Below are 25988 nucleotides of genomic sequence, written 5' to 3' on the forward strand. Positions count from 1 at the left end.
AAAGTTTATATATTCCTTCACGCCTAAAATAGACTGCAGTGGCAATTCAAACCACTTGATGGAGGTGTAAGAAATGGCCGAGTTGCCGATTGCCCCAGTTGACAGGCTTATAAGGAAGGCCGGTGCTCCGCGCGTCAGCGAGGAGGCCGCCAAGGTTCTCGCCGAGCACCTTGAGGAGAAGGCCATAGAGATTGCCAAGAAGGCCGTCGAGCTCGCTCACCACGCCGGCAGGAAGACCGTCAAGGCCGAGGACATAAAGCTCGCCATCAGGAGCTGAAGTCCTTCCTTTTCTTTCCAGTTTTACCAGAGCGTTACCCTCTTCACGGCGGGCTCTTCTCCTTCCAGCTTCAGAACCGCGAAGGACGGGTGGTCGTACCGGGGAAAAACCGGGGATCCCGGGTTTATCAGGTGCACCTTTCTTCCGTGTACCGATGCAACATCGTGGTAGAACCTGTGGGTGTGCCCGAATACGAGAACGTCAACGCCCATGTCAATGGCCTTCAACGCCAGGAAGTAGCTGTTCAGGCTGAAAAACTGGTGTCCGTGGAGAAGGCCTATCCTAAACCCCCCCACTTCCAGAACCTCCTCCTCGGGCAGGGAAAGTCCGTCGGCGTTTCCCCTGACGGCCAGGGTGGGGGCTATGTCCTCGAGCTCCTCAAGAACCGAACCGTCGGTAACGTCGCCGGCGTGTAGGATGTAGTCCGGCTTTTCAGCGGCGATTTTCTCCAAAAGGATTGGAGGAAGGGCGGAGGCTTTGTCCCCCACGTGGGTGTCGCTGACGAGAACAACCCTCAAAACGAAACCACCTCAGATCGGGACCTTTATGTCAAGCTTCTCGACGAGCTCCTTGTACCTGTTCCTCACCGTGACCTCTGTGACGTGGGCGACCTCGGCCACCTCGCGCTGGGTCTTCTTCTCGCCCTCAAGCAGGGAGGCCACGTAGAGGGCCGCGGCGGCCAGACCGGTGGGGCCCTTGCCGCTGGTTATCCCGCGCCTTATGGCCTCCTGGAGGATATCCTTGGCCCTCTTCTTCGTCCTCGAGCTAACGCCCAGGGCGTCGCCAAAGCGGTCAACGTAGTCTATCGGGCTCGTCGGCCGGAGGTTGAGGTTCAGACCCCTCGCCATAAAGCGGTAGCTCCTCCCTATCTCCTTCTTGGTGACCTTGGAGACCCTTGCGATCTCGTCCAGGGTTCTAGGTATGCCCTCCATCCTGCAGGCGGCGTATAAAGCTGCCGAAACCATGCCCTCTATCGACCTTCCCCGGATGAGCTTCTTCATAACGGCCTTCCTGTAGAGCGCGGCGGCGGCTTCCTTGACGCGGCGTGGGAGGCGCATCTGGGCCGCCATCCTGTCGAGCTCGCTGAGGGCAAAGGCGAGGTTCCTCTCGGCCGCGTCGTTTATCCTCATCCTCCTCTGCCACATCCTTAAGCGTCTGAGCTTGCTCCGGTACATGCCCGTTATCTGGTTGCCGTGGATGTCCTTGTCGCGCCAGTCTATGTCCGTGGAGAGGCCCTTATCGTGGATCATCAAAGTCATCGGCGCGCCGGTTCTCGCGCGCCTTGCCCTCTGATCCGGGTCAAAAGCGCGCCACTCAGGACCCTCATCAATGATGTTTTCCTCGAGAACGTAGCCGCAGACCCTGCAGACGAGTTCACCCCTAGTCCGGTCGTAGAAGAACTCGGTCGAACCGCAAACGGGACACACCCTCTTATCAGCCAAAGGTTCTCACCCCCTCTTCTTGGGGGTGGGGCGTCGCTTGGGATGCCTTCTCCCGCGAGGGGGCCTGGCCTTCCCTTCCCGCTTTTTCCTGGTATCGACGTACAGAACGGCACCAACGTACTCCTCCGGGTTCCTGACCCGGGGCTTCACAGCGACGTAAGGGGCCTTAACAGGACCAAAAACATCCTTGACAACGCCGACCATGTTAAGATCCTTGTCAACGACGCGATCGTTAAGATTGGGTACCCAACCCGTTCTCAGTATGAGAAACCCCTGCTTTGCATAGTGAGAAACCCTGCCCAGCTTCCTCATAGCCCCACCCCAAAAGGACATCTCCTTTTAAAGTTTTCGCCTATTTGCCTTATAAAGCTTTCGGTGGTTTCCGAAAGGCTTTTATTGAGAAGAGCCCTAGAATCAGATTTTAGACAGACCCATTTTGATGCACCGACGGAGGCCCCCAGGGAGGTCCCCGGTTTTAACAAGTACATGTCAAAAAAAGCTTTAAAAAACCTAATTTTCACCATGGACCAGTCAAGAAAGGAGGTGCCACGATGGGTTGGTTTGAGGATTACTTCGAGTTCGATAGGTACGGAACCGACATGAGAACCGAGGTAGTGGCGGGGATCACGACCTTCATGACGATGGCCTACATCCTCATCGTGAACCCCATAATACTGAGCAAGGCCATGGGACCAAAGGCTTTTGATTCACTGGTCGCCGTTACGGCCCTCGCGGCGGGCATAACAACGATAATCATGGGTCTCTACGCCAAGAAGCCCTTCGCCCTCGCGCCGGGAATGGGGCTGAACGGCTACTTCACCTACAGCGTTGTCCTCGGAATGGGCTACGACTGGCGCGTCGCGCTCGCGGCGGTCTTCGTCGAGGGGTTGATCTTCATCGTCCTGAGCGTCACCAAGGTCAGGAGCGCGGTAATTCATGCCATCCCGATAAGCCAGAAGTACGCGGTCGGGGCTGGAATAGGACTGTTCCTGACCTTCATAGGCCTCAACGACGTTGGTTTAATAAACGGAGTCACAACCAACGGCGTTCTCCAGTTCACGGAGCTGAACTACCACATGCTGATAAGCAAACCCGGCCTGCTCTTCTTCTTTGGACTCTTCCTGACGGCGATCCTCATAAGCTACCGCGTTAAGGGGGCCCTGCTGATATCGATACTCACAACCGCGGTGCTCGGATGGATAACCGGCGCCGCCCCGTGGCCCAGCCACCTGTTTTCCACCCCAGACATAAGCTACACCTTCCTAAAGCTCGACCTCAAAGGTCTCCTCAACGTCGGGGCACTCGGAGTCATATTCGCCTTCTTCATGGTGGACTTCTTCGATACCCTCGGAACGGTTACTGGACTGAGTGCCAAGGCCGGATACCTCACAAAGGAGGGGAAGGTTCCAGATGCGGAGAAGGTTCTCCTCACGGACGCCATTGGAACGACCCTGGGGGCACTCCTCGGGACGTCCACTGTGACCACGTACATAGAAAGCGCGGCCGGAATAGAGGAGGGCGGAAGAACCGGGATGACGTCGCTCGTTGTCGGGTTGCTCTTCCTCGGGATAGGCCTCTTCATAGCGCCGCTGGCCCAGGCGATCCCAGCCTTCGCGACGGCCCCAGCCCTGGTCATAGTGGGCTACTACATGATGAGCACCATAAAGGAAGTCGACTTCAGCGATCCAGCCGAGGCGATCCCCGCTTTCTTGATAGTGATGTCGATACCCTTCACGTACTCCATCTCCGTCGGAATAGGGCTGGGCTTCATAAGCTACACGGTGATAAAAGCCTTCAGGGGGGAGTGGAGGGACGTACACCCCCTGATGTGGATCCTCGCGCTGGTGTTCGTGGCCTACTTCGCCTACCTCGGGGGCGCCTTTTGAATCATTTTATTTTTAAATCAGCGGCTAAGAATCAGCCTTCCTCAAGCTTCTCCTTAACGAACTGCTTTATGACGTAGGGGCACTGCTCCCTCACGAACTCGGCGAACTCCCTCATCCTCCTAACGGTAATCTCGTGGACGTAGTGCTCGAACTGACAGGCGTCCTGCTCGGCAACGTCTGGGGGAATACCGAGTATCTCGACGAAGAACTTGGTGAGGAGCTGGTGCTTTGCGTAGGTCTTCTCGGCGATCTCCCGGCCCCTATCGGTCAGGAGAATCCTGTCGTACTTCTCGTATTCAACCAGGCCCTTCTCGCTGAGCTTCTTCAGGGCATCGACGACGCTGGGGGGCTTGACCTTCATCATCCTGGCTATATCCTTCACGCGTATGATGCCCTTGTTCTTGTGGAGGAGGTACATGGTCTCGAGGTACTCCTCTTCGCGCTTGCTTACCTCCAACGACCTCACCTGTGTTAGGATGGCCAAAAATGTTTAAGTAGTTTTCGGGTTATGGGACAACCTCGATCCCCACGGGTTTGCCCTCGCTGTCGTATGCCCTCACGTCTTCCCGCGAATAGGGGTAGCATATTATCAGGTGAAAGCCTCCGAACTTGGAGAAGAACCACAGATCCTGCGATGATGGGTGGCACACGTGGTCAGGGTGCGAGTGGACGGTTCCCCTTATCCCCTCGTCCAAGGGCAGGAGCCAGGTGTTGAAGAAGGCAGACGTTGGACCGAAATGGCCACCGGGGGCTATTAAGACCTCCTCTAAAACACCGTCTTTCTCCCTTAGAAACCCCGCGAACTCGTTCGGGTAGAAGTCCCTGGATAGTTCAAGGAGATAGTCCAAAAGCTCCTCGCGGATCCTCACTTTGACGGCCAAGGGTTTCACCTTCAAAAAATTGGGAATCAGAGCACCGCTATGGCCTCCACCTCAAGGTCAACGCCTTTAGGAAGGTTTGAAACCTCGACGACCACTCTGGCAGGTTTGGATTCGCCGAAAAACTCAGAGTAGACCCTGTTGAACTCACCGTACTTGCCGATATCCCTGAGGTACACGGTAACCTTCACCACGTTGTCCGCGCTCCCCCCAGCGCCTTCAACTACCGAGAGGAGGTTTCTCAGTGCCTGTCTGGCCTTATCCTCAAAGCTACCCTCAACGAGCTTTCCGGTCGCGGGGTCGAGTGGGATCTGGCCAGAGACGAAGAGGAACCTCCCGGAGGCCAGGATCCCCGGGCTGTACGGCCCGACCGGGGCGGGGGCGTTCGAAGGAGCCACCAATTTCTTCTCCATTTTCACCACCTCAGCGAAGCGAAGACTCCTCATCGGTTCCCCTCGGGTGTCCTCGGCCTCATCATTTCTTCTCAAGGTACTTCTCCAGGCTCTTGGCCGGCACGTCCAGGGAAAGGCCCACAACCTCGAGCGCCTTCCTGAGGGCGTAAACCCTCGCGTGCCCTTCGAACTCCGCCGAGGCAAAGGACGAAGGCTGGAAGTGCAGGTATTTCTCGACAACAGCCGGGATCTCGGACTTCTTGACCTTCTTAAAGCCTCCGAACCAGTCACCAATACCCTCAACGTCCATATCGGCATAGGCGGGTATCTTAAGGGTCGTCGTCTCGTTTATGCTGGCCAAAAGCCTCGCGACGTCGACCATAGGCGTCGCGTCGTCTATTATGAGCCTCTTAACAACTATCCACTTCCCGTGCTTGGCCGTGAAGTTAACGTGGTCCTCAGGGAAGGGGAAGACGACCTTGACCTCCCCCAGCTCCCCCTCAGGGTAGGTGACGGGGACGAACTTCGAGAGCGTCATCCTGACTAGGACTGCCTTGGCCACCTCCACGAGGAGCTTCTTGAGCTTTTTATCGTCCTCAAAGACGAGAGCACCCAGCTTTCTGGAAGTCCCGGGGGACTTGAGGGAAACGACCGCCTTCGTAAGATCGTCCTTCGCCAGCTCCTCGGCCAGGCTCATTATACCAGCGACGTTCATGACCCCCGTGAGGTACTCGGGGATCTTCGAGTTGACAGTGTTGGAAACCATCGCCAGGAAGTGGGCAACCTTGGCCCTATCGTCCATGTCGAGCAACTTATCCCCTACCTTCCAGCTGCCGTGCCTCGCAGTAAACATCACGTGATCTTCCACACCCCTCGGCATCATCTCCACCAGAGGAACCTAGATCCCCGGGTATTTTAGCTTTTCCTCCAGGGGGTTCAGGGAGGATAAAGTTATAAGCCGGCCCGGATATCCACCATCAGTGTGAGAACCGAGCTTAAGAGGGATGCACATGGAGGATGGGAAACCCGTCACCTCCAGCCAGAACGGTGAGACCTTGGATCTGGGCATCGAGTTCTCGACCACAGAGGAGATAAAAGTACCCGAAAAGCTCATCGATCAGGTCATAGGGCAGGAGCACGCCGTTGAAGTCATAAAGACCGCCGCCGGCCAGAGGAGACACGTCCTCCTCATAGGCGAGCCCGGCACCGGAAAGTCCATGCTGGGCCAGGCAATGGCCGAGCTACTCCCGACCGAGAACCTCGAGGACGTACTGGTCTTTCCGAATCCGGAAGACGAGAACATGCCGAGGATAAAGACCGTCCCGGCGTGTCAGGGCAAGAGGATAGTCGAGAAGTACAGGGAGAAGGCCAAAAGCCAGGAGAACGTCAAGTCCTACCTCCTCCTCGCAGTGGTCTTCATGGTCATGATGGCGATCATGATAGACTACAGCACGACCAACTTCCTGATGGGGCTCTTCGTGATAATCCTCACCATGATGGTCCTCTCCAACATGAGGATGAGAACCAGCGTGCTCGTTCCCAAGCTCCTCGTGGACAACTGCGGAAGGAGGAAGGCCCCGTTCGTCGACGCGACTGGGGCCCATGCAGGCGCACTGCTCGGAGACGTAAGACACGACCCCTTCCAGTGCTTTAGCGGAGAGGAGAGCGTTGTAATCAGGGAAAACGGCGAGGTAAAGGCTCTAAAGCTCAAGGACTTCGTTGAGAACGCTCTTAGGAACCCATCCGGCGAGGGAATGGACGGCGAGGTCAGGGTTGTTTACCACGACTTCAGGGACGAGAACGTCGAGGTGCTCACCAGGGACGGCTTCACAAAGCTCCTCTACGCCAACAAGAGGGTCGGAAAGCAGAGGCTGAGAAGGGTTGTGAACCTGGAGAAGGACTACTGGTTCGCCCTGACACCGGACCACAAGGTCTACACTGAGGAGGGACTTAGAGAAGCAGGCGAGATAACGGAGAAGGACGGCCTCATAAGGGTTCCAGTGACCGTTCTCGACGAGTTCACGATAGCGAGGACCTACGGCGAGGAAGGGAAGCTGAGGGATTACCTCCGCTGGAAAGAGCACCACGAGAGGACCGGTCATGGCTACAAAAAGGCCTCCAAGGAGCTCGGCATAAAGGCCAGCACGCTCCGCTGGTGGGAGAGCGGGGCAAAGCCGAAGTCCCTGAGGATGGCGGACGAGCTCAGGAGCCTTAGATTACTCCCCCTCACGAGCGATGATGAGAGACTTGAGAAAGTCGCCCTCATCATGGGTGCCCTCTTCAGCGATGGCAACGTAGATAGAAACCTCAACACGCTCAGCTTCGTCTCCAGCGAAAGGGAAGCCGTCGAAAGGTTCGCGGGAATACTCAGGGAGCTCTTCGGCGAGTTCAACTACGAAATTAAAGATAACCGCGAGGCAAGGGGAAGAAGCGTTCTCTTCAGGACATGGGACAGGAGGATAATAAGGTTCTTCGTCGCCCTGGGCGCTCCAGTTGGGAACAAGACGAAGGTGAAGCTCCAACTCCCGTGGTGGGTTAAGCTCAGGCCCTCGCTGTTCCTGGCCTTCTTCGACGGCCTCTACAGCGGCGACGGTAGCGTCCCGAGGTTTGCCCGTTACACTGACGGGATAAAGTTCAAAGGGACCCTCGAAATAGCACAGCTGACGGATGAACCCGAGAAGAAGGTGCCCTTCTTCGAGGAAATTGCCTGGCACCTCGGCCTCTTCGGCATCGAAGCAAAGGTACGGGTTGACGAAGCTAAGGGCAAGCACAAGGTCAGGCTAATCCTCTCCCAGTCAGTGGACAACGTCCTGACCTTCCTCGAGTTCGTGCCGGTAACCCTCTCTCCCGCAAAGAAGGCCAAGTTCTTGGAGGAAGTGAGAAGGTACCTTGAGAATGCAGAAAACTCACGGCACGCCGAGAGGCTCGACGAGCTCAGGGAAAGGTTTGAATCAATCCTCAGGGGCGAGAGGAGAGCCTTCGTAGAGACCTGGGAGGAAGTGGAAGTAACGTACAACCTCACCACGGAGAAGGGCAACCTGCTCGCCAACGGCCTCTTCGTCAAGAACTCCGGTGGCCTTGGAACGCCGGCCCACGAGCGCGTTGAGCCGGGGATGATACACCGCGCCCACAAGGGCGTTCTGTTCATAGATGAGATAGCCACGCTGAGCCTGAAAATGCAGCAGAGCCTTCTCACGGCCATGCAGGAGAAGAAGTTCCCGATAACTGGCCAGAGCGAGCTGTCGAGCGGTGCCATGGTGAGGACTGAGCCGGTGCCGTGTGACTTCATCCTAGTCGCGGCGGGGAACCTAGATACCGTCGACAAGATGCACCCGGCTTTGCGCTCCCGTATAAGGGGCTACGGTTACGAGGTCTACATGAGGACGACGATGCCGGACACTATAGAGAACAGGAGAAAGCTCGTTCAGTTCGTTGCGCAGGAGGTAAAGCGCGACGGCAAGATTCCCCACTTCACCAGAGAAGCCGTCGAGGAGATAGTCAGGGAGGCCCAGAAGAGGGCCGGAAGGAAAGGCCACCTCACGCTCCGCCTCAGGGACCTCGGCGGTATAGTGAGGGCCGCGGGCGACATAGCCGTCAAGAAGGGCAAAAAGCTGGTCGAGAGGGAGGACGTTCTTGAAGCCATGAGGGTCGCAAAGCCCCTGGAGAAGCAGCTGGCGGACTGGTACATAGAGAACAAAAAGGAGTACCAGGTCATAAAAACGGAGGGCGGTGAGATCGGAAGGGTCAACGGTCTGGCGGTTATAGGGGAGCAGAGCGGTATAGTGCTCCCGATCGAGGCCGTCGTCGCCCCAGCGGCGAGCAAGGAGGAGGGCAAGATAATCGTCACCGGAAAGCTCGGTGAGATCGCCAAAGAAGCAGTCCAGAACGTTTCGGCGATAATAAAGCGCTACAAGGGGGAGGACATCAGCAGATACGACATCCACGTCCAGTTCCTTCAGACCTACGAGGGCGTTGAGGGCGATTCAGCCAGCATAAGCGTTGCAACTGCCGTCATCTCAGCCCTTGAGGAGATACCGATAAGACAGGACGTCGCGATGACAGGTTCGCTAAGCGTCCGCGGAGAGGTGCTCCCGATAGGAGGAGCGACGCCCAAGATCGAGGCCGCAATCGAAGCGGGCATAAAGACCGTTATAATACCCAAGGCAAACGAGAAGGACGTCTTCCTCAGCCCGGACAAGGCGGCAAAAATACGGATAGTGCCAGTGGAGACCATAGATCAAGTCCTCGAGATAGCGCTTGCCGACTCGGCTAAAAAGGAGGAACTGCTGAGGAAGATAAGGGAGAGCCTCCCGCTGGGGAGGACCTGAGCCCTTTCATTCTTCTATTATCAAGTACGCCTTCTCAAGCTCGACCATCAACCCCCTGGCCCTGATCTTGCCCTGGGCGGACTTAAGTGCATCCGAGACCATTGAGACCAGAGTGCCGGTTGAGAGCTTTCTGTCCCTCTTAACGCGCAGTACAGCCTTGTAACCGTCCGAACCAGGCATAAGGTTCACCGTAATAGTAGTAACCCCCTTCAGGGATGAAAGGGAATCACGGACCACTGACGCAGCCTCCCCTAAGGAAACCTCGCCACGTGCCTTTGTGTCCCTGAGGTTTTCGGCAATCTCCCCTATTCCGGCCTCGCTCAGTATCCTCTCCACCTCACGCTCCAGGGCGTTGCGGTCAAGCCTTACTCTGCCCACCCCAGTGCTGTCCCTCTGAAGCGGGATCTCAACTATCTCCCCGCCGCCGACGGCTATTCCGGTCACGTTGGCCCTCATCATCGGGAGATCCTCCACCCTCACAAAATCCCCCCTGACAACGGCCCTCACCTCAAAACCTGTCTCCCTCGAGATTATCTCCGAGACAATCCTCTTGAGATGGACTTCGGGGGCGTCTACCGTGGCATAGCCCCTGGCATTGGCCGTGACCTTAAGGATGTCCCTCCCTGTTACCCCCTGTCTTAGGACGCACGAGATTTCGAGGGATTCCAGCGCAATACCCCTTGAGTAAGCCCGCTTAACGATCCGCCCAACTGACCCCTCAACCCTGAGGGACAGCGAGGGTGGCATACCAGAGAAACGGGTCGAGTAGGAGAATGATACGGAATTAGGGACTCCAAGGGGCCCAGACTTTGAAGCAGAGCCTGCAAGAAAGTCGAGGAACTCGAACCTGTCCAGTTCATGAATCTCGACGTTCAGAAGAACACCCGAAAGCCCCTCCACGAGGGGAAACCTCCTTCCCGTTCCGTCTACCAGTAGAACCGGCTTCCCGTTGGCTTTTATCAGATACAGGCCAGGCGACAGGCCATCAATAACAGAATTTAGGTTTTCGGGTTCGATTTGAGCTATTCCCGTGACCCTGCGCATGGTATCACCGTCAGGGATACCATCACCGAGATTTAAGGGTTTCGCAATCCCCATTGTTACGAAGTTTAAAAGTAATACCCGACTTAATAAAGTTTTTCCGACATAATTACCTTGTAATTTCAGTGCATAATGACATGGACATTCCTCAACAAAACGAAGATATCTGTCAAACTTTGTAACGTTATGGAACACCAAAAGTAAGACGAGGCCAATATATTGAAAATTTTCCGAAAATCTTATAACCGCCACCGGGTTTAGTATGATGTGATACCATTGGAGGGGTACGACATGATGGGTAGAGCTAAAATTGACCCGATAGACCTCAAGATAATTGAGCTCCTCTCGAAGAACGCGAGGATGACGTACAAGGAGCTCGCAGAGAAGCTCGGAACGACCAGGCAGAGGATCTCCCGCAGGATGGACAAACTAGAGCGCATGGGGGTCATTCAGAGGTACACGGTTGTTCCAAACTTCGACCTCCTGGGCTACTCCCACATCCTGCTTGGCATAACCCTGAAGGCCGGGACCGACATCGATGAAGTCGTCGAGAGGCTGAAGGAGAACAAGCACGTGGTTATAATTCAGAAGGCCCTCGGGACCCACAACCTCGTGGTTCACGTGATCGCCCCCAAGGACATGAAGGAGATACAGGAAATAATAGAGGGCATATCCAAGGCCATGCCCGGTATAGAGCACATGGACGTGACCTTCCTCACAGAGACCTGCAAGTACGAGCTTTTCTGAACCCTCTATTCTTAATTCGCCACCTTTCTTCATGGGGTTCGTCGATAGTCGACGGAAAGAGTAATAAAGGATTACTCAGCATCAGTCCAACAAACGGAGGTCTAATCAAGCGGTTCCATTCAGGCCCAAGGGGTGGCAGTGATGCAGAATATCATCCATTCACTCATCGCTGGAATCCTGACCCCACTGATGGGAATAGCCGCCTACAAGTTCAGGGCCCTCGACAGGGGGGGAGCCCTGCTCTCAACCGTTCTCGGTTTCGCCGTGCTGTACATGGGCGGTATCTACACCTTCCTGGCCCTGCTGGTATTCCTGATCCTCGGGGTTCTCGCCACCAAGTACCGCTTCGAGGAGAAGGTTCGCCTCGGCTTTTCGTCAAAGAACGAGAAGACGAGGGGAGTGGGGAACGTCCTGGGCAACGGGCTTGCCGTTCTCCTGTTCCTTATAATCGAGGGGATAACCCGGCAGGACACGTTCTGGGCCGCTACCTTCTCGGCAATAGCCACCGTCAACGGGGACACCCTCGCGAGCGAGCTCGGGAAGATCCACGGGAAAAGGCCAAGGCTCATAACGAACCTCAAACCCGTCAAGCCCGGAACCAACGGCGGGATCTCCCTCGCAGGCGAGGCCTTCGCATTGCTCGGATCCCTCGTGATAGCCCCCTTCGCCCTCCCCCTAACGGCCTACAAGATCCCGATGGTTGCAGCTATAACCCTCGGGGGGTTCATAGGGGTCAACCTGGACAGCCTCATAGGGGCCACCCTCGAGAACATGGGAATAACCGACAACAACTCCACCAACTTCCTAGCGAGCCTGCTCGGAGGCCTTGCGGGAGCGATCCTCTTCTACATCTTAGCCGTTTGACGCAGGCGGATGATGACTACGGCGGATTCCCGAGCGGTGAGGACGACCTTAGGGTCTGACGCCGGCCAAAAACGAGAGGAGAAACGGGAGCTCACTCCTTCTCCTCCCTGCCCCTTAGATACTCCTCATAGACCTCCCAGAGCGAGACCAAGGCCGCTGGAATGCCGTGCTCAGTTGCAAAGGTCATGTAGGGTGCGAGGTCAACTACGTAGTCGGCGAAGCGGAAGAGGCCGCGCGGGATTCCCTCGCGGGACCCAACGAAGACGACGACTTCCTTCGCGTAGAACATGTCCCTCGCGAGTTTATCCTTAACCTCCGATAGCGTCGGGCCCTTGGGGTCGGTGATTATGAGCAGCCTCTTGCTCCCCCTCTTGTCCCGGGCCACTTGGTAGAGATCCCAAACTGAAACGGGAACCTTCTCCACCTTCCAGGGGTAGGCCTCCCTCTGGATCTGATGCCTGCTCTCCTGGCCGATCCTCACGCCCTTTATGAACTCCGCCAGCTCGAAGGCGTCCATCTTCTCCTTTGGCGCAATTATGAGCTCCTTGACTTCAAAAGCCTGGGCAGCCCTGCCTATCTTCTCGCCAAAGGAGCGGCAGGCCTTGTAGTCGCCCCAGTAGGGCATCTGGACTATCGTCAGCTTGCGGAAGAGTTTCCTGGCGTCGATCTTGTCCGGAGTGAACTTCCTGAACTCCTCACCCGGAACGACCGCGATATAAGCTCTATCGCCGATGATCTCGACCTGAACCACCTTGTCAGGCCAGCTCAGGTTCACATCGGCCCCGGTGAGCTCCTGAACCTTTGCACCGAGGTTCCTGTTGACGTCAAGACTTGAGAAGCCGTGCTTCCCGCGCCTCTTTGTTTTAACCGCAAAGGTCTCGTTCTCGCCGATAAGCGGAGCTACCTTCTCGGCGGCGCTCACTATCGCCTCGAGCTCAGCTGGAACCTCGACCAGAACCGGGATAACGCGCTCCACCTCGGGGATCTCAAGGATTTTCTCCATCGAGTTTTCATCGTCGCTCTCAACCACAACGAGCCCAGAATAACCCATTGGAGACGCCCAAACTTTAGAACCGGGGAGGGCTTCGCCGATGTAACTGGCCGCTACCCTCTCCATCCCCCTCTGGGTTTTCACTATGAACTTCCTCGCATCCCCCATACCGAACACCACCCACCCATCAACGGAGGGGTTTATAGGCCTTTAGAATCCCCGAAAAGCTATAAGCTTTTATACAACCATTGCAAAGGGGTGTAGGGTGATGACGATGAAAGCTTACATCGCTGAAAACGTCAGGGGTATCTACGCCTTTGACGGGGACGGTAACCTCATTGAGAGCAAGCCCTTTGCCAAAAAACCGGAAGCGAGCCTTGACAAACTCCTGAAGGGAGAACCCGTTGATGAGCTCATCAGGCTTATCGACGAACTGAGTGAGAAAGGCTACACCGAGTTCATAGTTGAGGACACGGAGCTCGCGAGGAACCTCAAGGAGCTCGGCTACAGCGCGACGGCGGAGTTTCCAAACATAGCCGGGGAGAAGCTCCGCGCGAACCCGGGGGAGTTCCTAGGCGGAGGATGGTTTGACGAGTACTTCAACGTGGGAGTGGCCTTAACGAGACTCCGCATACAGGAGCAGAGCGGAGCAAGGGACAAGATGATAATCCAGGCCATTGAAGCGCTCGACGACATCGACAAGGTCGTGAATTTACTCGTCTCCCGCCTGAGGGAGTGGTACGGCCTCCACTTTCCGGAACTGGACGAGATCTTACCCAAGCACGAGCAGTACGTGGCCTTCGTGAGCGCGGTGGGCTCTAGGGAGAACGCCACCGAGGAGAGGCTTAAGTCGCTCGGCCTCCCCGACGCTAAGGTGGAGAAGATCCTCAAAGCTGCGGAGAAGTCGATGGGTGCACCGCTCGGCAAGTTCGACGAGGATATCATCAGGAAGCTCGCGGGCGAGATAAGCGACCTCTACAAGCTCAGGAGGCAGATAGAGGACTACCTCGAGACGGCGATGGACGAGGTTGCACCTAACCTCAAGGCCCTCGTCGGGGCGAAGCTTGCCGCTAGGTTGATGAGCCTCGCCGGCGGCCTCAGGGAGCTTGCCATGATGCCGGCATCGACGATCCAGGTTCTCGGGGCCGAGAAAGCCCTCTTCAGGCACTTGAGGACAGGTGCCAAGCCGCCCAAGCACGGCGTCATCTTCCAGTATCCAGCTATAAACCGCTCGCCCTGGTGGCAGAGGGGTAAGATCGCGAGGGCTTTGGCAGGCAAGCTCGCCATAGCGGCGCGCGTTGACTACTTCTCCGGCGAGTACATAGCCGAGGAGCTGAAGCAGGAGATAGAGCAGCGCATCCAGGAGATAAAGCAGAAGTACCCGAACCCGCCGAAGAGGAAGGCAAAGCCGGCCAAGAAAAAGAAGAAGGCCAAAGGCAAGAAGAAGGGCAAGAAGTTCGAGAAGAAGGAGAAGGCCAAGGGCAAGAGGGAGAAAGGCGGAAAGAAAAAGAAGGCTAAGAACAAGAGGTGATTGGGATGAGGATTAAGAAGCACAGGTTCCCGGGCGTTTACGTCTTCATCGACGAGGACGGGAGCGAGAAGATCGCGACTAAAAACTTGGTTCCAGGCCAGAAGGTCTACGGCGAGAGGTTAATAAAGGCGGAGGGCGAGGAGTACAGGATATGGAACCCGAGCAGGTCGAAGTTGGCTGCGGCTATACTCAACGGCCTCAAGAACTTCCCGATAAGGCCGGGTTCAACCGTCCTCTACCTCGGTGTCGCGAGCGGAACTACAGCATCTCACGTCAGCGACATAGTCGGCTGGGAGGGCAAGGTCTTTGGAGTGGAGTTCTCACCGAGGGTCCTTAGGGAGCTCGTCCCCCTCGTCGAGGAGAGGAGGAACATCGTGCCCATACTCGGCGACGCGACCAAGCCCGAGGGCTACCGCGCTCTGGTTCCGAAGGTCGACGTCATCTTCGAGGACGTTGCCCAGCCAACGCAGGCGAAGATCTTGATAGACAACGCCAAGGTCTTCCTCAAGAGCGGTGGCTACGGCATGATATCAGTCAAGAGCAGGAGCATCGACGTGACGAAGGAGCCAGAGCAGGTCTTCAGGGAGGTCGAGAAGGAGCTCGCAAGCTACTTCGAGGTCGTTGAACGCTTAAGCCTCGAGCCCTACGAGAAGGACCACGCTCTCTTTGTTGTCAGGAAGCCTTGAGCCCTTTCCCCTTTTATCGCCTATCGTCGAAAAGCCCTTTCACTTTTACCGAAAGACTTTTATAACTCCCCCCTGAACCTTAGGCGAAGTTATGTTCAACTTTTGTAGGTGGTGCCCAATGGGAAAACTCCTGAGGCCAAACCGTGAGGTTGGTATCGTGGGCTACGGAGCCTACGTCCCGATGTATAGAATCAAGGCGGAAGAGATAGGACGCGTTTGGGGGGTCTCAAGCTTCCCGATCGAGGAAAAAGCCGTGCCGGGTCTCGACGAGGACGCGCTCACGATAGGACTTGAAGCGGCAAGAAACGCTCTCAAGAGGGCCAGGATAGACCCCAAGCTCATCCGTGCCGTCTGGTTCGGAAGCGAGAGCAAGCCCTACGCGGTCAAGCCCACGGGTACTGTCATAGCGGAGGCGATTGGGGCGACGCCTGATGTCAGCACGGCGGACTTCGAGTTCGCCTGCAAGGCCGGAACGGAGGCCCTCCAAACTGCGATAGGCTTCGTCGGCTCGGGAATGGCCGACTACGCGATGGCAATCGGAGCGGACACCGCCCAGGGAAGGCCCGGCGACCACCTCGAGTTTACGGCGGGAGCAGGAGGAGCGGCCTTCATAGTCGGCCCGAAGAGCTCCGAGACAGTTGCATACTTCGAGGCGAGCTACTCCTACGTTACCGACACGCCGGACTTCTGGAGGCGCCAGCACGAGCACTACCCAAGGCACGGCAACCGCTTCACCGGCGAGCCGGCCTACTTCCACCACGTCATCACTGCAGCTAAAACCCTGATGGAGGAGCTCGGCTATTCGCCAAGCGATTTTGACTACGCGGTATTCCACCAGCCCAACGTCAAGTTCCCGCTCACAGCGGCCAAAATCCTTGGAATCCCAAAGGAGAAGGTTCTCCCCGGCCTCCTCACGGGGATAATCGGCAACACCTACAGCGGCGCCACGATGGTCGGTGTTTCAGCCGTTCTCGACATAGCCAAGCCCGGCGACAGGATTCTCTGGGTCTCCTTCGGTTCAGGAGCCGGAAGCGACGCCTTCAGCGTCGTTGTGCAGGATGCCATAGAGGAGAAGCGCGACCTTGCTCCGAAGACGAGGGACTACGTGGAGAGGAAGAAGTACATCGACTACGCCCTCTACGCGAAGGCGAGGAGGAAGTACATACTGTGAGGTGGTCAAAATGAGGAAGGCCGTCATAATCGGTGCCGGGATGGTTCCGGTTGGTGAGCACTGGAGGAAGCCCCTGAGGGACATGGCCGTCGAAGCTCTGCTCAACGCGATGGACGACGCTGGAATCGAGGAGGTCGATTCGCTCTACGTCGGAAACATGGCATCTGGCTCCTTCGTCGAGCAGGAGAACCTCGGTGCGCTCATAGCGGACTGGGCTGGTTTGGGACACATACCGGCCGTTAAGGTCGAAGCGGCATGCGCCAGCGGTGGAGCCGCTGTCCAGGAGGGTGCAAAGGCCGTTCTCAGCGGGCTGGAAGACGTCGTCGCCGTCGTCGGCGTCGAGAAGATGACGGATGCCTGGCCGAGCGACGCGACGCGCTATTTAGCTTATGCCGCCGACGCGGACTGGGAGCTCTTCCACGGAGCGAGCTTCGTCGCCCTCAACGCGCTCATCATGCGCCTTTACATGAAGGAGTACGGCTACACCGAGGAGGATTTAGCTCTCTTCGCGGTCAACGCCCACGCGAATGGAGCTAAAAACCCCTACGCGATGTTCAAGAGGCCGATAACCGTTGAGACCGTGATGAAGAGTCCCTACGTTGCCGACCCGCTCAAGCTCTTCGACGCTTCCCCTGTCTGCGATGGCGCGGCCGCTGTAATAATCACCACTCCCGAGAAGGCGAAGGAACTCGGCGTTCCCAAGGAGAGGTGGGTGGAGATAGCCGGAATGGGAAGGGCCATAGACACCATAAACCTGGCCAACAGGAAGGAGTTCCTCACCCTAACCGCGGCCAAGGTTGCAGCAGAGAGGGCCTACAAGATGGCCGGCGTTACGGCAAAGGACATCGACTTCTTCGAGGTTCATGATGCCTTCACCGTCATGGCGGCGCTCAGCCTAGAGGCCCTCGGTGTTGCCGAGAAGGGCAAGGGCGCGATGCTCGCCAAGGAGGGCCAGATAGCGATAGACGGTGACTACCCGATACAGACCATGGGCGGACTGAAGAGCAGGGGCCACCCGGTCGGAGCGACCGGTGTCTACCAGACGGTCGAGGCAGTACTCCAGCTTCGCGGCGAGGCCCCCGAGGGAGTACAGGTGCCCGATGCTGAAATCGGCCTGACCCAGAACATAGGTGGTACCGGCTCGAACATAACGGTCAACGTGTTTAGGAGGGTCTGAAATGGGGAAGCCGATGCAGGTCTCTAGGCACTGGAGGCACTTCCGCGAGAAGTACTCTCTCATTGGGGGCAAGTGCGAGAACGGTCACCTGATGTTCCCGAAGAGGGAAGTTTGTCCTGTCTGTGGCTCCAGGAACGTTGAGGAGTACCAGTTCAGCGGGAAGGGCAAGGTGGTGAGCTGGACGATAGTTAGAAACCCGCCGAGCGGGCTCGAGTACTACAAGCCCTACCCGCTCGCCCTCGTCCAGCTCGAGGAGGGGCCAGTGGTTTTAGCCCAGCTGACCGACGTTGACCCGGAGGAGATCGACTTCGGAATGGAGGTCGAGATGGTCACCAGGAAGGTCAGGGAGTTCGACGAGGACGGAATAATACTCTACGCCTACAAGTTCAGGCCGGTTTTGAAGTGAGGCGCAAGCCTTATCTACTTTTTCTTCCAACCTTCAGCGGTGGGACGATGGAGGCCGTGGAGATTAAGGTTCCGCTCAGCGATGAGGAGCTCAGAAGGATTCTGAAGGGAAAGAAAAAGCGGGGGGCATGGTCAAAGCTACTCGGGATTGCCCGGAACGCCCCCGAGTTTAAAGAAGAAGACAGGGTGGATGTGAGGGTATGATAGTCATCCCTGATACCTCAGCCATCGTTGAGCTGATCAGGGCAGCGACGCAGGGAAAGCCGCCGAGGAAATACTAAACGGTTCTGAGCTTGTGTTGATTCCCACTCTTGTTCTGGCGGAGCTGAGGAGTTTCCTTGAGCGGAACAACCTCGATGCCTCGATAGTTGATATGGTGGCGGGGAACGGCTTCGTCATCCCGCTGGAGATGGAGGTCGCGATAAACGCTGGAGCTCTCCATGCAAAGGTCAAGAAGAAAAATAAGAACGTGTCCCTTGCCGACTGCATAATAGCGGAAACCGCGAGAAAATACGGCGCGGTGGTCCTGACGACGGACCACCATTTCAAACTCCTTGGAAACGCGATAATACTGGAACGATGAGAGGCTCAAACCGGGAGATAAAGATACCTCAGGCCTTCTCTATTCTCACCTTATCCCCGTTCTCGAACTCCAGCTCGAGCTTTCCGCGTTCCATCTTGACTTTCACACCGTCGACGACGGCCTCTATCCTCCCGTTCTCGGCCTCGACGCCCAGCATCTCCGCTATCTCATCGACGCTCTTGAGCGAGCCGCTCATCGTGGTCTCGAGCCTCTCGCCCTCGCTCTCGATGATGACCTTGACCTTTCCCTTCCCCTCTCGTATGAAGCTCTCTTCCTTCAATCCTCTCACCCTCTCGGCTGAGGTGGCTTTATGCACGGCATTCTTCCACCCCGTTAACTTTCTCCCGATTCTTTATCATCCTTTCGCACATCCTTCACCATGCGCACCCATATGCCGCTCTGGCCAACTTTCCTGAAGCCGTAGCCCTCGTAGAACCTCATCGCCCCCTCGTTCTTCTCACCGACCCAAAGCTCTATCCTGTCGTTGTACCTGCTCAAATACTCTAAGCACTTCTCCATGAGTTTGTGGCCTATCCCGTGGCCCTGGAAGCGCTTGTCCACCACGAACTCGTGCACCGCCCCGACGGTTCTGCCCTCGTACTTGCTGTACCAGTCGTTGTCGCAGACTATGAAGCCCGCTATCTCGTCGCCGAGCTTGGCGATAAAGAAGCCGTCTTTAGCTTTGTTCCAGCACCATCTAAGGTAGCGCTTCGCGTAGCTCTCTCCCTCGCCGCCGTACTCGCGCATTCCTTCATAGCCCCTCATGTAGATCTCTATCAGCCTCTCCAGCGTTTCTTGATCGAGCTTCTCAAGTCTTTCTATCTTTACCTCCTCCATCAATACAAGCTCATCGTGGGGTTTAAAAAGCCTGGCTCCGAGCCTTAAGTGGAGCAAGAAGGTGATTGAGATGGGAAAGGCCAAGCCCAAATACTGCGAGATATGCGGCGCACCGATAAGGGGGCCCGGCCACAGGATAAGGATTGAGGGTGCTGAAGTCCTCGTCTGCGACCGCTGTTACGAGAAGTACGGGGGCAAAAAGCCCGGAACCTTCAGCATAATGCCAACCGGAAGGCAGCCGAGGAGGAGGACGTACTCAAGCCCGAGACCGAAGCCTGCTCCAAAACCGAGAACCGAGAGGCCGCTCTACACGGAGGAGATCGTTGAGGACTACGCCGAGAGGGTTTACCAGGCCATACAGCGCTCAAAGAAGAGCTACCAGGAGCTGGCCCAGGAGATAGGGCTTTCAATGAACGATCTCCGCGCTATAGCCCACGGCCACCGCGAGCCGACCATCAAGGAAGCCAGAAAGCTCGAGAAGTACTTCAAGATAAAGCTCATCGAGAGCGGTGGGGAAGAGCTCTTGGAGAGGAAGAAGACGATCCCAAGGGACTACGAGCCAACGCTCGGCGACATCGCCAACATAAGAATCAAGAAGCGGAAGAAGAAGTGAACGTTTAAATCTTCTTTGACCAACTTTTATTAGTGGGAGTTATGGGGGAGATTGTGATAAGCGTGCCCAACGGACTCGAGAAAATTATTCAGCGGAAGATATCCACTCTCCTAGAGCGGGAGGGCAAAAAAGGGATTAAAAGGCAAATCCTGGAAAAGTACCTGGGAAAATTTCATAACACCATTGATGAAGAGGAGTAGTACCTCCAATGATTGAGGTCTTCGTCGATTCTTCAGTCTGATTGAGGGGCTAAAAGGAAACCCAGAAGCCGTTAGGATCCTAAACCTACTGGCGGAAGAGAACACCATCGCAATTAAAACGATATCGTCGTTAGTGAGTTCCTGTTCCATTATATTCGCCTGAAATCAGGTGTTTCTCCGTTTACGATTAAACAGACGGGAAAGATAAGAGAATTTATTTTGGAAGATGAACCGTGGGACTTTATTAACCAATTCCATATCCTCCCAACGGATGAGGAGACCACGAGGCCGCGTATCACCTAATGAGGGCACACAACTTCCTTCCAAACGATGCTCTCATACTCGCATCGTGTAAGATAAACGGGATTAAAACGCTGGCCACACTGGATGGAGACTTGAAGAGCGCGGCTGTGAAAGAAGGATTAAAGCTCATCTAACCTCCAATCTTCATCCATCTTTTTCTCCCGTTTCCGTTTGAGCTCCTCAGCCTTCGTCCTCTTCGGGGGATGAAAGCCGCGCAACTCCTCGAAGCTCCCCCAGAGCCTCATCAGCTCCCTCCAAGCATCGCTCTCAGGCGGCACAACGAGGACGTGAGCTGGTGGATGGATATCCATCAGCCTGCCTATCGCCTTTTTCGGGGGGAGGTCTATCTGGGCCACGACGTGCGCTCTAAACTTCTTCCTCGGCTTCTCGCCGCTCACCCTCTCGAAGACCCAGTCGGAGAGGGCAGGGGAAACTATCCTCGGCCGGCCCCGTATCCTCATCCCGCCGTAGCGCACCAGATCAGCGAGGGCAACGCTCGCCTTCTGAAAGCTGTCGGTCCTCACCAAAACGATCGTGTTTCTCATGGTCTCACCGGAACGTACTCGGATGTCCAACTTATAAACGTTGGCGGGCAAAGGTTTAATTGCAAACCAGCTAAACATTAAACCGAATGGGGTGAAGGCCATGGATCCAGTAAGCGGCTTCTTTGGATCCCTGCTGTGGGTGTTGTTCTTCCTCTACATCCTGATGTGGCCCCAGCTCCAGTACAGGAGCCTCCAGATAGCGAGGGCGAGGATAATGCAGACTCTAGCAAGGAAGAGGAACTCAACGGTCATAACCATGATCCACAGGCAGGAGAGTATAGGTCTCTTTGGGATACCCTTCTACAAGTTCATAAGCGTCGAGGACAGCGAGGAGGTTCTAAGGGCCATACGGGCGGCTCCGAAGGATAAGCCGATAGACCTAATAATCCACACGCCCGGCGGTCTTGTTCTCGCAGCAACCCAGATAGCCAAGGCACTCAAGGACCACCCGGCTGAGACTCGCGTCATAGTCCCCCACTACGCCATGAGCGGTGGCACTCTGATAGCCCTGGCCGCAGACAAGATCATAATGGATCCCCACGCGGTTTTGGGCCCAGTTGACCCACAGCTCGGCCAGTACCCAGCCCCGAGCATTGTTAGAGCGGTTGAGAAGAAGGGCGTAGATAAGGTAGACGACCAGACGCTCATCCTGGCGGATGTTGCTGAGAAGGCCATAAAGCAGGTTCGGGACTTCGTCTACAACCTCCTGAAGGACCGCTACGGGGAGGAGAAGGCCAGGGAGCTGGCACAGGCCCTCACCGAGGGCAGGTGGACGCACGACTACCCGATAACCGTGGAGCATGCCAAGGAGCTCGGACTTCACGTTGAGACGGACGTTCCGGAGGAGGTCTACGCCCTGATGGAGCTCTACAAGCAACCCACAAAGCAGAGGGGTACCGTGGAGTTCATGCCCTACCCGGTGAAGCAGGAGAGCAAACGCTGAAGGACCCCCAAGTTTTTCAATTTTCCGACCGACCTAAACATTTAAAAACTCTCCGGGTTCATTTATAAAGGGTTTTTAAACCCACCATCCGGAGGTGTAAGCCTTGGTCGACATGAGCAATGTAAAGCTCAGGATTGAAAATATAGTCGCTTCTGTGGATCTCTTCGCCCAGCTCAACCTCGAGAAGGTGATAGAAATCTGCCCGAACTCCAAGTACAACCCCGAGGAGTTCCCGGGCATCATCTGCCGCTTTGAGGAACCCAAGGTGGCCCTCCTGATATTCAGCTCCGGAAAGCTCGTCGTCACCGGGGCCAAGAGCGTCGAGGACATAGAGAGGGCCGTCTACAAGCTAATAGACATGCTCAAGAGGAAGGTCGGGACCCAGTTCACCAAGCCGCCCCAGATAGACATCCAGAATATGGTCTTCAGCGGCGACATAGGCATGGAGTTCAATCTCGACGCGGTTGCCCTGAGCCTGCCCAACTGTGAGTACGAGCCCGAGCAGTTCCCGGGCGTTATCTACCGCGTTAAAGACCCCAAGGCGGTCATCCTGCTCTTCTCCTCTGGCAAGATAGTCTGCTCCGGTGCCAAAAGTGAGGACGACGCCTGGGAGGCCGTCAGAAAGCTCCTGAGGGAGCTCGAAAAGTACAGCCTCATAGAAGAGGAAGAGGAGTGGTGAACCCCCTCACCCTTCAACTTTTGGCGGAACAGCTTATTCCAAGCACGCCCTCCAGTACTAGGGCCTCCCTGTACAGGGCCTCGTCGCTCCGGGCCTCCAGAACGAGAACCCCTTCTCTCGGAACGTAGATCCTGTCTTTTTCGGCCCTGTCGAGCGGGCCCCTCAGGAATATCAGGAGGTGCTTCACGTTTCCTACGTCCCCCCTGCCTATCTCAAGCTTCGTTGAAAACGAGGCCCAGCGGCCGGCTTCAACCCTTCTGGACACCTGTTCAAAGGCAAACTTCCTGGCCTCTGCATCGCTGTAGCCCATCTCCCTGGCCGTTTCATAGTACTCGGCCCCCAGTATCTTGCCGACGAGGCAGGAAACCTCGACGGCGGCCATAGTTCTGAACCTGCATTTTCCGGTTCTGTCGCAGTAGTCCTTCGTGCTTGATGTCCCGAGGACTATAGTGACCCGATCATACTGGTGGTACAGCGTCATGTTGAGGTCCAGAAAGGGATCCCCCGTCAGGTAGCTCTCGAGGGTTATCACTCCCTCTTTGTCCGTGATAGTCACCGAATGGATGGGTTTGCCCCCGAAGAGTGAGGTATAGCGGGAATACCACGAGCCGATAGTCCAGGCCGAAAGAACTACGAAGACCAGGAGAACGGCTAAGAAAACAAGGGCCTTTCTCCTCATACCAACCACCGAAAAGCAAAAGGGAAAGGGTCAGGAAAGGCCGGCTATGTACTGCATCAGTATCGTTGCAGCCTTCCTCGTGGCCTCTGGCGTCGATCCCGCCACGATTATGACGCCCTTGCCACCAAGGAGGTCGCACTTCGGGATGTAGCCGAGAACGGGGTACTCACCGAACCAGACCCTGAAGTCCGTTGGCAGGTGGTAGCGGCCGAAGATCATCGAGGTGAGCAGATTAGCCCTGTTGGATCCGACGAGGATGTAGTTGGAATCGGGGTTCGCGAAGTTGACCTCGGTGTCGAGCACGGTAAGTGGCTGAGTCGGGGTGCGGATCACTATGTTCGTGACGCCCTCGAAGCCGGCTATGATGTAGTCCGTGCCGGGGATCTCGTCGCCTATGGTGAGGGTGAGTTCGCTGACCTTCGGATTGTTCTCCAGTATCTTTATCGTGGCCTCCGCAACCACGTAGCTCGTGTCCGTTATCTTCCCGTCCCTGTTTATGTCGAACTCAACGTCCTTCTCGTTGAGGGACTTCATGTCGAAGGAGTACTCGATGGTGTAGATGTTGAGTACGTCGAGCGGGTTTCCGGAGAGCTCGTTCTCGTTCGTCAGGGTTATGCCTTTGATGTACTGGCCGTCAGAATCGACGCTCATCAGCCATCTCTGGCCCTTGTACTCTATCTCCGTCCCTGTGGAATAGGTTTTTATGTCCCCGTAACCGCTTATCTGGGCTATCTTGCCCAGGATGAGGTTCTCCGAAAGGGCCTCAAGTTTGAGTTGGAGCTCCACGGTGTCGCTGTTGACGACCACGTTTGTGGGCTCCCCGAGCTTGAGAACCGAAGGCCCGTAGACCTCGCCGGTCTTCGTGTCAACCACGGTGACAATGGCCGAGCCCTCAAGCGGGTTGGCACCGATGAGTGTTATCTTCCACCTGCTGTTTCCGAGGAGCTTGCTCTCGTTCTGTGCGAACCACCCGGTTCCCAGAACCTCTCCAGCCGTGAAGCTCTCCGCCCCCACTGAGAAGACGTGGTATTTGGTCCCGAGGAGGGTGAACTCATCCCCAGCGGCAACGCCGGGGCTTATCACGCTCACGATCTTTCCGCCGTCCCTCTCAACGTCGACCAAGTTCCCTATCCTGCTCTCGGTTGTCACGTTCTTCTTCTCGGGGACGCCCCAGTCGGGGTAGGCCTCCCTCACGGTCCTCTCAACGGTCACGGTGTAGTTGTAGAGAGTGTAGCCAACGGAAACAGAAATCCCCCTCGGCGGGATCTCCACGTTCGCCTTCTTCGGCGGGGCGATCCCTTTCCAGTCCACCGGATCAACAGAGCTGAGTGAGAGGCCCTTTATGTCGATCGCCCAGCCGTAGAGGTAGTTGCCGTTGACGGCGTCGCTGTCCTTGACCTTGAACTGCGCGGAGAAAGAGCTGGCCCAGGTGGTGTAGTTAGCGGTGTAGCTCGCCCCGTTGTACCAGTAGTCCGCTGGGAGGTCATCGTATGAGGTGGACCAGTTGACGAGCCCGCTGTTGTAGGGCAGGTTGTGGTCAACGGTCATGGTTTCGTAGTTGTAGCGGTATATGACCTGCTGGAGGGCGACGTTCGTTTCTCCTGCCTTCCTCAGCTTGACCGCTATGCTCTTGGCCTCCTCCTCCCTGTAGAGGATACTCCCAAGGGCCGCCGCTATGTCGGCGGCGCTGGCGACGTCCTCGGCCCGAGCATAGCTCCCCACGACTATCTTGACGTTGGGGGTGCCGTCCGGGTTGACAAAAAAGCTCCTGGGAACGCTGCTTATATCCTTGAGCCCGGTAGGAACTATGTAGTTGGAACCGGCTGAAGCTCCGCCCACGGAGAGCAGAAAGATGACCCCCATGAGGAGGGCGAACACCTTCATAAAGCCCTTCCCTTTCAGGATTCTCATCATCATACCCCCTTATTATCCTGCGTCATCTTTTTTCTGTCCCTCTTTCCTCATATACTTTTCGACTCTCGCTCAGGCCAGTTTGAAGGAGAAAGTGTCCCTCTCGTAGGCCTTTTCAAGATCTTCCCCAAGGAGGAGTGAGTTGATGAAAGCACCCAGATCGCTCAGGGCATTCTGGAGTTCGGCGGCAGTTACGTCGATGACTGTGGGCTCCTCAACCTCGACCCCCTTCGGGAGGTACCTCGCGGTAACCGCGATTAGGGACTCGAAGGACGAAACCGCCTCAACCGTGACCCTGAAGAGCCCCTCACGCTCAACACTGACGTCGAGGGAGTTTATCCCGCACCCCTCAACGAGGAAGAGCTTCGACACGAGGTCTTTAACCTCTCCCTCATCCGGACCCCGCATCAGGAGGGAAGCCCTGTACAAAATCCCCCGGCCTTGATAAATCATCTCCCAGAGCTCCTCCTCGTCGAAGCCTATGGGTGGGGAAGGGATCTCGCTGAGGTCAGGCAGAGCGGGAGCTGCGTTGAGCTCCTTCATCCTCAGGAGAACGGCATCCCTCACCCCCATGAGGAGGTTTTCAAGCTCCTCACCCTTGACCTCGACCTTTCCAGGCCGGAGGATCTCGACCATCGTCGGGGCGTAGGCGATTACAGCGTCGAGGACGTCCTCCAGCCGGCCCTCTACTCTGGCCTCCACCAGGGCCGAGAACCTAAGGGGATCCATCTCCTCGTCCTCTATGACGTCCCCGACCTCGATCGCCTTAACGCGGAGTTTAGACCTCTGAAGCCCCTCGACAGTCCGTTTAACCCTCTCCTCCACCGAGAGCCTGGTCCTGCCGAGGGCCTCAACGTAGAGAACCGCCTCGATCATGAT

General features: G+C 56.4%; 32 protein-coding genes. 17 read left to right on the forward strand and 15 right to left on the reverse strand.

The window, feature by feature from the left end; genetic code table 11:
• Nucleotides 1-73: 73 nt before the first annotated feature.
• Nucleotides 74-277, forward strand: coding sequence for an archaeal histone HpkB (gene hpkB / locus ACZ5AM_RS10830; RefSeq protein WP_088858788.1), 204 nt, complete (start codon nt 74-76; stop codon nt 275-277).
• A gap of 23 nt (nt 278-300) precedes the next feature.
• On the opposite strand, the gene ACZ5AM_RS10835 is transcribed toward hpkB, so the two are convergent.
• Genes ACZ5AM_RS10835 through ACZ5AM_RS10845 form a run of 3 tightly spaced genes read right to left on the reverse strand, consistent with a single transcriptional unit; the run spans nt 301 to nt 2031 of the window.
• A complete protein-coding gene (locus ACZ5AM_RS10835) occupies nt 301-795 on the reverse strand; it encodes a YfcE family phosphodiesterase (protein ID WP_464914935.1) in 495 nt (164 codons plus the stop codon).
• Nucleotides 796-807: 12 nt separating this feature from the next.
• Nucleotides 808-1719 carry a transcription initiation factor IIB gene (locus ACZ5AM_RS10840; RefSeq protein ID WP_464914936.1) on the reverse strand — a complete coding sequence of 304 codons (912 nt, stop codon included), beginning with the start codon at nt 1717-1719 and terminating at the stop codon, nt 808-810.
• Nucleotides 1720-1725: 6 nt separating this feature from the next.
• Nucleotides 1726-2031 (reverse strand): Gar1/Naf1 family protein, encoded by a 306-nt coding sequence (locus tag ACZ5AM_RS10845; RefSeq protein ID WP_464914937.1) that lies wholly within the window; start codon nt 2029-2031, stop codon nt 1726-1728.
• A 239-nt stretch (nt 2032-2270) separates the two neighbouring features.
• Here ACZ5AM_RS10845 and ACZ5AM_RS10850 point away from each other — a divergent pair, with 239 nt between their 5' ends.
• Nucleotides 2271-3605: an NCS2 family permease gene (locus tag ACZ5AM_RS10850; protein ID WP_464914938.1), complete on the forward strand. Its 1335-nt coding sequence runs from the start codon at nt 2271-2273 to the stop codon at nt 3603-3605.
• A gap of 31 nt (nt 3606-3636) precedes the next feature.
• Here ACZ5AM_RS10850 and ACZ5AM_RS10855 read toward each other — a convergent pair whose 3' ends face one another.
• The 4 genes from ACZ5AM_RS10855 to ACZ5AM_RS10870 form a co-directional block, all read right to left on the reverse strand.
• Nucleotides 3637-4062, reverse strand: coding sequence for a metal-dependent transcriptional regulator (locus tag ACZ5AM_RS10855; RefSeq protein ID WP_464916161.1), 426 nt, complete (start codon nt 4060-4062; stop codon nt 3637-3639).
• Nucleotides 4063-4111: 49 nt separating this feature from the next.
• The gene (locus tag ACZ5AM_RS10860) at nt 4112-4486 is read right to left on the reverse strand and encodes a Mov34/MPN/PAD-1 family protein (protein ID WP_464914939.1); all 375 of its coding nucleotides are present in this window, start codon (nt 4484-4486) and stop codon (nt 4112-4114) included.
• Between the two features lie 26 nt (nt 4487-4512).
• Entirely contained in the window at nt 4513-4896 is a 384-nt protein-coding gene (locus tag ACZ5AM_RS10865; protein ID WP_464914940.1) for a Rid family detoxifying hydrolase, read from the reverse strand.
• Nucleotides 4897-4957: 61 nt separating this feature from the next.
• Entirely contained in the window at nt 4958-5755 is a 798-nt protein-coding gene (locus ACZ5AM_RS10870; RefSeq protein WP_464916162.1) for a DUF2666 domain-containing protein, read from the reverse strand.
• Between the two features lie 130 nt (nt 5756-5885).
• Here ACZ5AM_RS10870 and lonB point away from each other — a divergent pair, with 130 nt between their 5' ends.
• Entirely contained in the window at nt 5886-9203 is a 3318-nt protein-coding gene (lonB, locus tag ACZ5AM_RS10875) for an ATP-dependent protease LonB (protein ID WP_464914941.1), read from the forward strand.
• A gap of 6 nt (nt 9204-9209) precedes the next feature.
• Here lonB and ACZ5AM_RS10880 read toward each other — a convergent pair whose 3' ends face one another.
• A complete protein-coding gene (locus tag ACZ5AM_RS10880; protein WP_464914942.1) occupies nt 9210-10247 on the reverse strand; it encodes a hypothetical protein in 1038 nt (345 codons plus the stop codon).
• A 288-nt stretch (nt 10248-10535) separates the two neighbouring features.
• On the opposite strand from ACZ5AM_RS10880, the gene ACZ5AM_RS10885 reads away from it, so the two are divergent.
• Nucleotides 10536-10991, forward strand: coding sequence for an Lrp/AsnC family transcriptional regulator (locus ACZ5AM_RS10885; RefSeq protein ID WP_464916163.1), 456 nt, complete (start codon nt 10536-10538; stop codon nt 10989-10991).
• 141 nt (nt 10992-11132) lie between these two features.
• Nucleotides 11133-11855 carry a DUF92 domain-containing protein gene (locus ACZ5AM_RS10890; RefSeq protein WP_464914943.1) on the forward strand — a complete coding sequence of 241 codons (723 nt, stop codon included), beginning with the start codon at nt 11133-11135 and terminating at the stop codon, nt 11853-11855.
• 91 nt (nt 11856-11946) lie between these two features.
• On the opposite strand, the gene ACZ5AM_RS10895 is transcribed toward ACZ5AM_RS10890, so the two are convergent.
• Complete coding sequence (locus tag ACZ5AM_RS10895) at nt 11947-13014, reverse strand: SPOUT family RNA methylase (RefSeq protein WP_464916164.1); 1068 nt, start codon at nt 13012-13014, stop codon at nt 11947-11949.
• 106 nt (nt 13015-13120) lie between these two features.
• Here ACZ5AM_RS10895 and ACZ5AM_RS10900 point away from each other — a divergent pair, with 106 nt between their 5' ends.
• The 7 genes from ACZ5AM_RS10900 (at nt 13121) to ACZ5AM_RS10930 (ending at nt 18399) form a co-directional block, all read left to right on the forward strand.
• Nucleotides 13121-14377 (forward strand): C/D box methylation guide ribonucleoprotein complex aNOP56 subunit, encoded by a 1257-nt coding sequence (locus ACZ5AM_RS10900; protein ID WP_464916165.1) that lies wholly within the window; start codon nt 13121-13123, stop codon nt 14375-14377.
• 5 nt (nt 14378-14382) lie between these two features.
• Nucleotides 14383-15063: a fibrillarin-like rRNA/tRNA 2'-O-methyltransferase gene (locus ACZ5AM_RS10905; RefSeq protein WP_464914944.1), complete on the forward strand. Its 681-nt coding sequence runs from the start codon at nt 14383-14385 to the stop codon at nt 15061-15063.
• Between the two features lie 118 nt (nt 15064-15181).
• On the forward strand, nt 15182-16234 hold the full coding sequence (locus ACZ5AM_RS10910) for a hydroxymethylglutaryl-CoA synthase (protein WP_464914945.1): 1053 nt from the start codon (nt 15182-15184) through the stop codon (nt 16232-16234).
• Between the two features lie 10 nt (nt 16235-16244).
• Entirely contained in the window at nt 16245-17411 is a 1167-nt protein-coding gene (locus tag ACZ5AM_RS10915) for a thiolase domain-containing protein (RefSeq protein WP_464914946.1), read from the forward strand.
• A 1-nt stretch (nt 17412) separates the two neighbouring features.
• Complete coding sequence (locus ACZ5AM_RS10920) at nt 17413-17817, forward strand: Zn-ribbon domain-containing OB-fold protein (protein ID WP_464914947.1); 405 nt, start codon at nt 17413-17415, stop codon at nt 17815-17817.
• Nucleotides 17818-17864: 47 nt separating this feature from the next.
• Nucleotides 17865-18020: a hypothetical protein gene (locus ACZ5AM_RS10925; protein ID WP_464914948.1), complete on the forward strand. Its 156-nt coding sequence runs from the start codon at nt 17865-17867 to the stop codon at nt 18018-18020.
• 94 nt (nt 18021-18114) lie between these two features.
• Nucleotides 18115-18399: a PIN domain-containing protein gene (locus ACZ5AM_RS10930; protein WP_464914949.1), complete on the forward strand. Its 285-nt coding sequence runs from the start codon at nt 18115-18117 to the stop codon at nt 18397-18399.
• Between the two features lie 28 nt (nt 18400-18427).
• Here the strand turns inward: ACZ5AM_RS10930 and ACZ5AM_RS10935 are convergent, their stop codons facing one another.
• Together ACZ5AM_RS10935 and ACZ5AM_RS10940 are read right to left on the reverse strand one after the other, a co-directional pair.
• Nucleotides 18428-18679 (reverse strand): hypothetical protein, encoded by a 252-nt coding sequence (locus ACZ5AM_RS10935; protein ID WP_464914950.1) that lies wholly within the window; start codon nt 18677-18679, stop codon nt 18428-18430.
• 53 nt (nt 18680-18732) lie between these two features.
• A complete protein-coding gene (locus tag ACZ5AM_RS10940; protein WP_464914951.1) occupies nt 18733-19236 on the reverse strand; it encodes a GNAT family N-acetyltransferase in 504 nt (167 codons plus the stop codon).
• Nucleotides 19237-19306: 70 nt separating this feature from the next.
• On the opposite strand from ACZ5AM_RS10940, the gene ACZ5AM_RS10945 reads away from it, so the two are divergent.
• From ACZ5AM_RS10945 to ACZ5AM_RS10955, 3 genes are all read left to right on the forward strand, one after another.
• A complete protein-coding gene (locus ACZ5AM_RS10945; protein WP_464914952.1) occupies nt 19307-19849 on the forward strand; it encodes a multiprotein bridging factor aMBF1 in 543 nt (180 codons plus the stop codon).
• Between the two features lie 32 nt (nt 19850-19881).
• Nucleotides 19882-20049, forward strand: a complete 168-nt coding sequence (locus ACZ5AM_RS10950) for a hypothetical protein (RefSeq protein ID WP_464916179.1) — start codon at nt 19882-19884, stop codon at nt 20047-20049.
• A 302-nt stretch (nt 20050-20351) separates the two neighbouring features.
• Nucleotides 20352-20486 carry a PIN domain-containing protein gene (locus ACZ5AM_RS10955; RefSeq protein ID WP_464914953.1) on the forward strand — a complete coding sequence of 45 codons (135 nt, stop codon included), beginning with the start codon at nt 20352-20354 and terminating at the stop codon, nt 20484-20486.
• Here ACZ5AM_RS10955 and ACZ5AM_RS10960 read toward each other — a convergent pair.
• Nucleotides 20472-20897 carry a DUF356 domain-containing protein gene (locus tag ACZ5AM_RS10960; protein WP_464914954.1) on the reverse strand — a complete coding sequence of 142 codons (426 nt, stop codon included), beginning with the start codon at nt 20895-20897 and terminating at the stop codon, nt 20472-20474. The two genes, ACZ5AM_RS10955 and ACZ5AM_RS10960, sit on opposite strands and share 15 nt — an antisense overlap.
• A 100-nt stretch (nt 20898-20997) precedes the next feature.
• Here ACZ5AM_RS10960 and ACZ5AM_RS10965 point away from each other — a divergent pair, with 100 nt between their 5' ends.
• Nucleotides 20998-21840 carry an SDH family Clp fold serine proteinase gene (locus ACZ5AM_RS10965; RefSeq protein WP_464914955.1) on the forward strand — a complete coding sequence of 281 codons (843 nt, stop codon included), beginning with the start codon at nt 20998-21000 and terminating at the stop codon, nt 21838-21840.
• 103 nt (nt 21841-21943) lie between these two features.
• Nucleotides 21944-22519 (forward strand): TATA-box-binding protein, encoded by a 576-nt coding sequence (locus ACZ5AM_RS10970; RefSeq protein ID WP_464914956.1) that lies wholly within the window; start codon nt 21944-21946, stop codon nt 22517-22519.
• Between the two features lie 13 nt (nt 22520-22532).
• On the opposite strand, the gene ACZ5AM_RS10975 is transcribed toward ACZ5AM_RS10970, so the two are convergent.
• The 3 genes from ACZ5AM_RS10975 to ACZ5AM_RS10985 form a co-directional block, all read right to left on the reverse strand.
• Nucleotides 22533-23198: a hypothetical protein gene (locus tag ACZ5AM_RS10975; RefSeq protein WP_464914957.1), complete on the reverse strand. Its 666-nt coding sequence runs from the start codon at nt 23196-23198 to the stop codon at nt 22533-22535.
• Between the two features lie 30 nt (nt 23199-23228).
• On the reverse strand, nt 23229-25109 hold the full coding sequence (locus ACZ5AM_RS10980; protein ID WP_464914958.1) for an S-layer protein: 1881 nt from the start codon (nt 25107-25109) through the stop codon (nt 23229-23231).
• A 72-nt stretch (nt 25110-25181) separates the two neighbouring features.
• Nucleotides 25182-25985 (reverse strand): hypothetical protein, encoded by an 804-nt coding sequence (locus ACZ5AM_RS10985; RefSeq protein WP_464914959.1) that lies wholly within the window; start codon nt 25983-25985, stop codon nt 25182-25184.
• Nucleotides 25986-25988: the final 3 nt, after the last annotated feature.

The sequence above is a fragment of the Thermococcus fumicolans genome (assembly GCF_055386755.1).

Bases quoted from the DNA above. Each gene is read 5' to 3' on its own strand.
- hpkB (WP_088858788.1), top strand. From the start codon at position 74: ATGGCCGAGTTGCCGATTGCCCCAGTTGACAGGCTTATAAGGAAGGCC.
- ACZ5AM_RS10845 (WP_464914937.1), bottom strand. From the start codon at position 2,031: ATGAGGAAGCTGGGCAGGGTTTCTCACTATGCAAAGCAGGGGTTTCTC.
- ACZ5AM_RS10850 (WP_464914938.1), top strand. From the start codon at position 2,271: ATGGGTTGGTTTGAGGATTACTTCGAGTTCGATAGGTACGGAACCGAC.
- ACZ5AM_RS10865 (WP_464914940.1), bottom strand. From the start codon at position 4,896: ATGGAGAAGAAATTGGTGGCTCCTTCGAACGCCCCCGCCCCGGTCGGG.
- ACZ5AM_RS10870 (WP_464916162.1), bottom strand. From the start codon at position 5,755: ATGCCGAGGGGTGTGGAAGATCACGTGATGTTTACTGCGAGGCACGGC.
- lonB (WP_464914941.1), top strand. From the start codon at position 5,886: ATGGAGGATGGGAAACCCGTCACCTCCAGCCAGAACGGTGAGACCTTG.
- ACZ5AM_RS10880 (WP_464914942.1), bottom strand. From the start codon at position 10,247: ATGCGCAGGGTCACGGGAATAGCTCAAATCGAACCCGAAAACCTAAAT.
- ACZ5AM_RS10885 (WP_464916163.1), top strand. From the start codon at position 10,536: ATGATGGGTAGAGCTAAAATTGACCCGATAGACCTCAAGATAATTGAG.
- ACZ5AM_RS10890 (WP_464914943.1), top strand. From the start codon at position 11,133: ATGCAGAATATCATCCATTCACTCATCGCTGGAATCCTGACCCCACTG.
- ACZ5AM_RS10895 (WP_464916164.1), bottom strand. From the start codon at position 13,014: ATGGGGGATGCGAGGAAGTTCATAGTGAAAACCCAGAGGGGGATGGAG.
- ACZ5AM_RS10900 (WP_464916165.1), top strand. From the start codon at position 13,121: ATGAAAGCTTACATCGCTGAAAACGTCAGGGGTATCTACGCCTTTGAC.
- ACZ5AM_RS10905 (WP_464914944.1), top strand. From the start codon at position 14,383: ATGAGGATTAAGAAGCACAGGTTCCCGGGCGTTTACGTCTTCATCGAC.
- ACZ5AM_RS10910 (WP_464914945.1), top strand. From the start codon at position 15,182: ATGGGAAAACTCCTGAGGCCAAACCGTGAGGTTGGTATCGTGGGCTAC.
- ACZ5AM_RS10915 (WP_464914946.1), top strand. From the start codon at position 16,245: ATGAGGAAGGCCGTCATAATCGGTGCCGGGATGGTTCCGGTTGGTGAG.
- ACZ5AM_RS10920 (WP_464914947.1), top strand. From the start codon at position 17,413: ATGGGGAAGCCGATGCAGGTCTCTAGGCACTGGAGGCACTTCCGCGAG.
- ACZ5AM_RS10925 (WP_464914948.1), top strand. From the start codon at position 17,865: ATGGAGGCCGTGGAGATTAAGGTTCCGCTCAGCGATGAGGAGCTCAGA.
- ACZ5AM_RS10940 (WP_464914951.1), bottom strand. From the start codon at position 19,236: ATGGAGGAGGTAAAGATAGAAAGACTTGAGAAGCTCGATCAAGAAACG.
- ACZ5AM_RS10945 (WP_464914952.1), top strand. From the start codon at position 19,307: ATGGGAAAGGCCAAGCCCAAATACTGCGAGATATGCGGCGCACCGATA.
- ACZ5AM_RS10955 (WP_464914953.1), top strand. From the start codon at position 20,352: ATGAGGGCACACAACTTCCTTCCAAACGATGCTCTCATACTCGCATCG.
- ACZ5AM_RS10960 (WP_464914954.1), bottom strand. From the start codon at position 20,897: ATGAGAAACACGATCGTTTTGGTGAGGACCGACAGCTTTCAGAAGGCG.
- ACZ5AM_RS10965 (WP_464914955.1), top strand. From the start codon at position 20,998: ATGGATCCAGTAAGCGGCTTCTTTGGATCCCTGCTGTGGGTGTTGTTC.
- ACZ5AM_RS10975 (WP_464914957.1), bottom strand. From the start codon at position 23,198: ATGAGGAGAAAGGCCCTTGTTTTCTTAGCCGTTCTCCTGGTCTTCGTA.
- ACZ5AM_RS10980 (WP_464914958.1), bottom strand. From the start codon at position 25,109: ATGAGAATCCTGAAAGGGAAGGGCTTTATGAAGGTGTTCGCCCTCCTC.
- ACZ5AM_RS10985 (WP_464914959.1), bottom strand. From the start codon at position 25,985: ATGATCGAGGCGGTTCTCTACGTTGAGGCCCTCGGCAGGACCAGGCTC.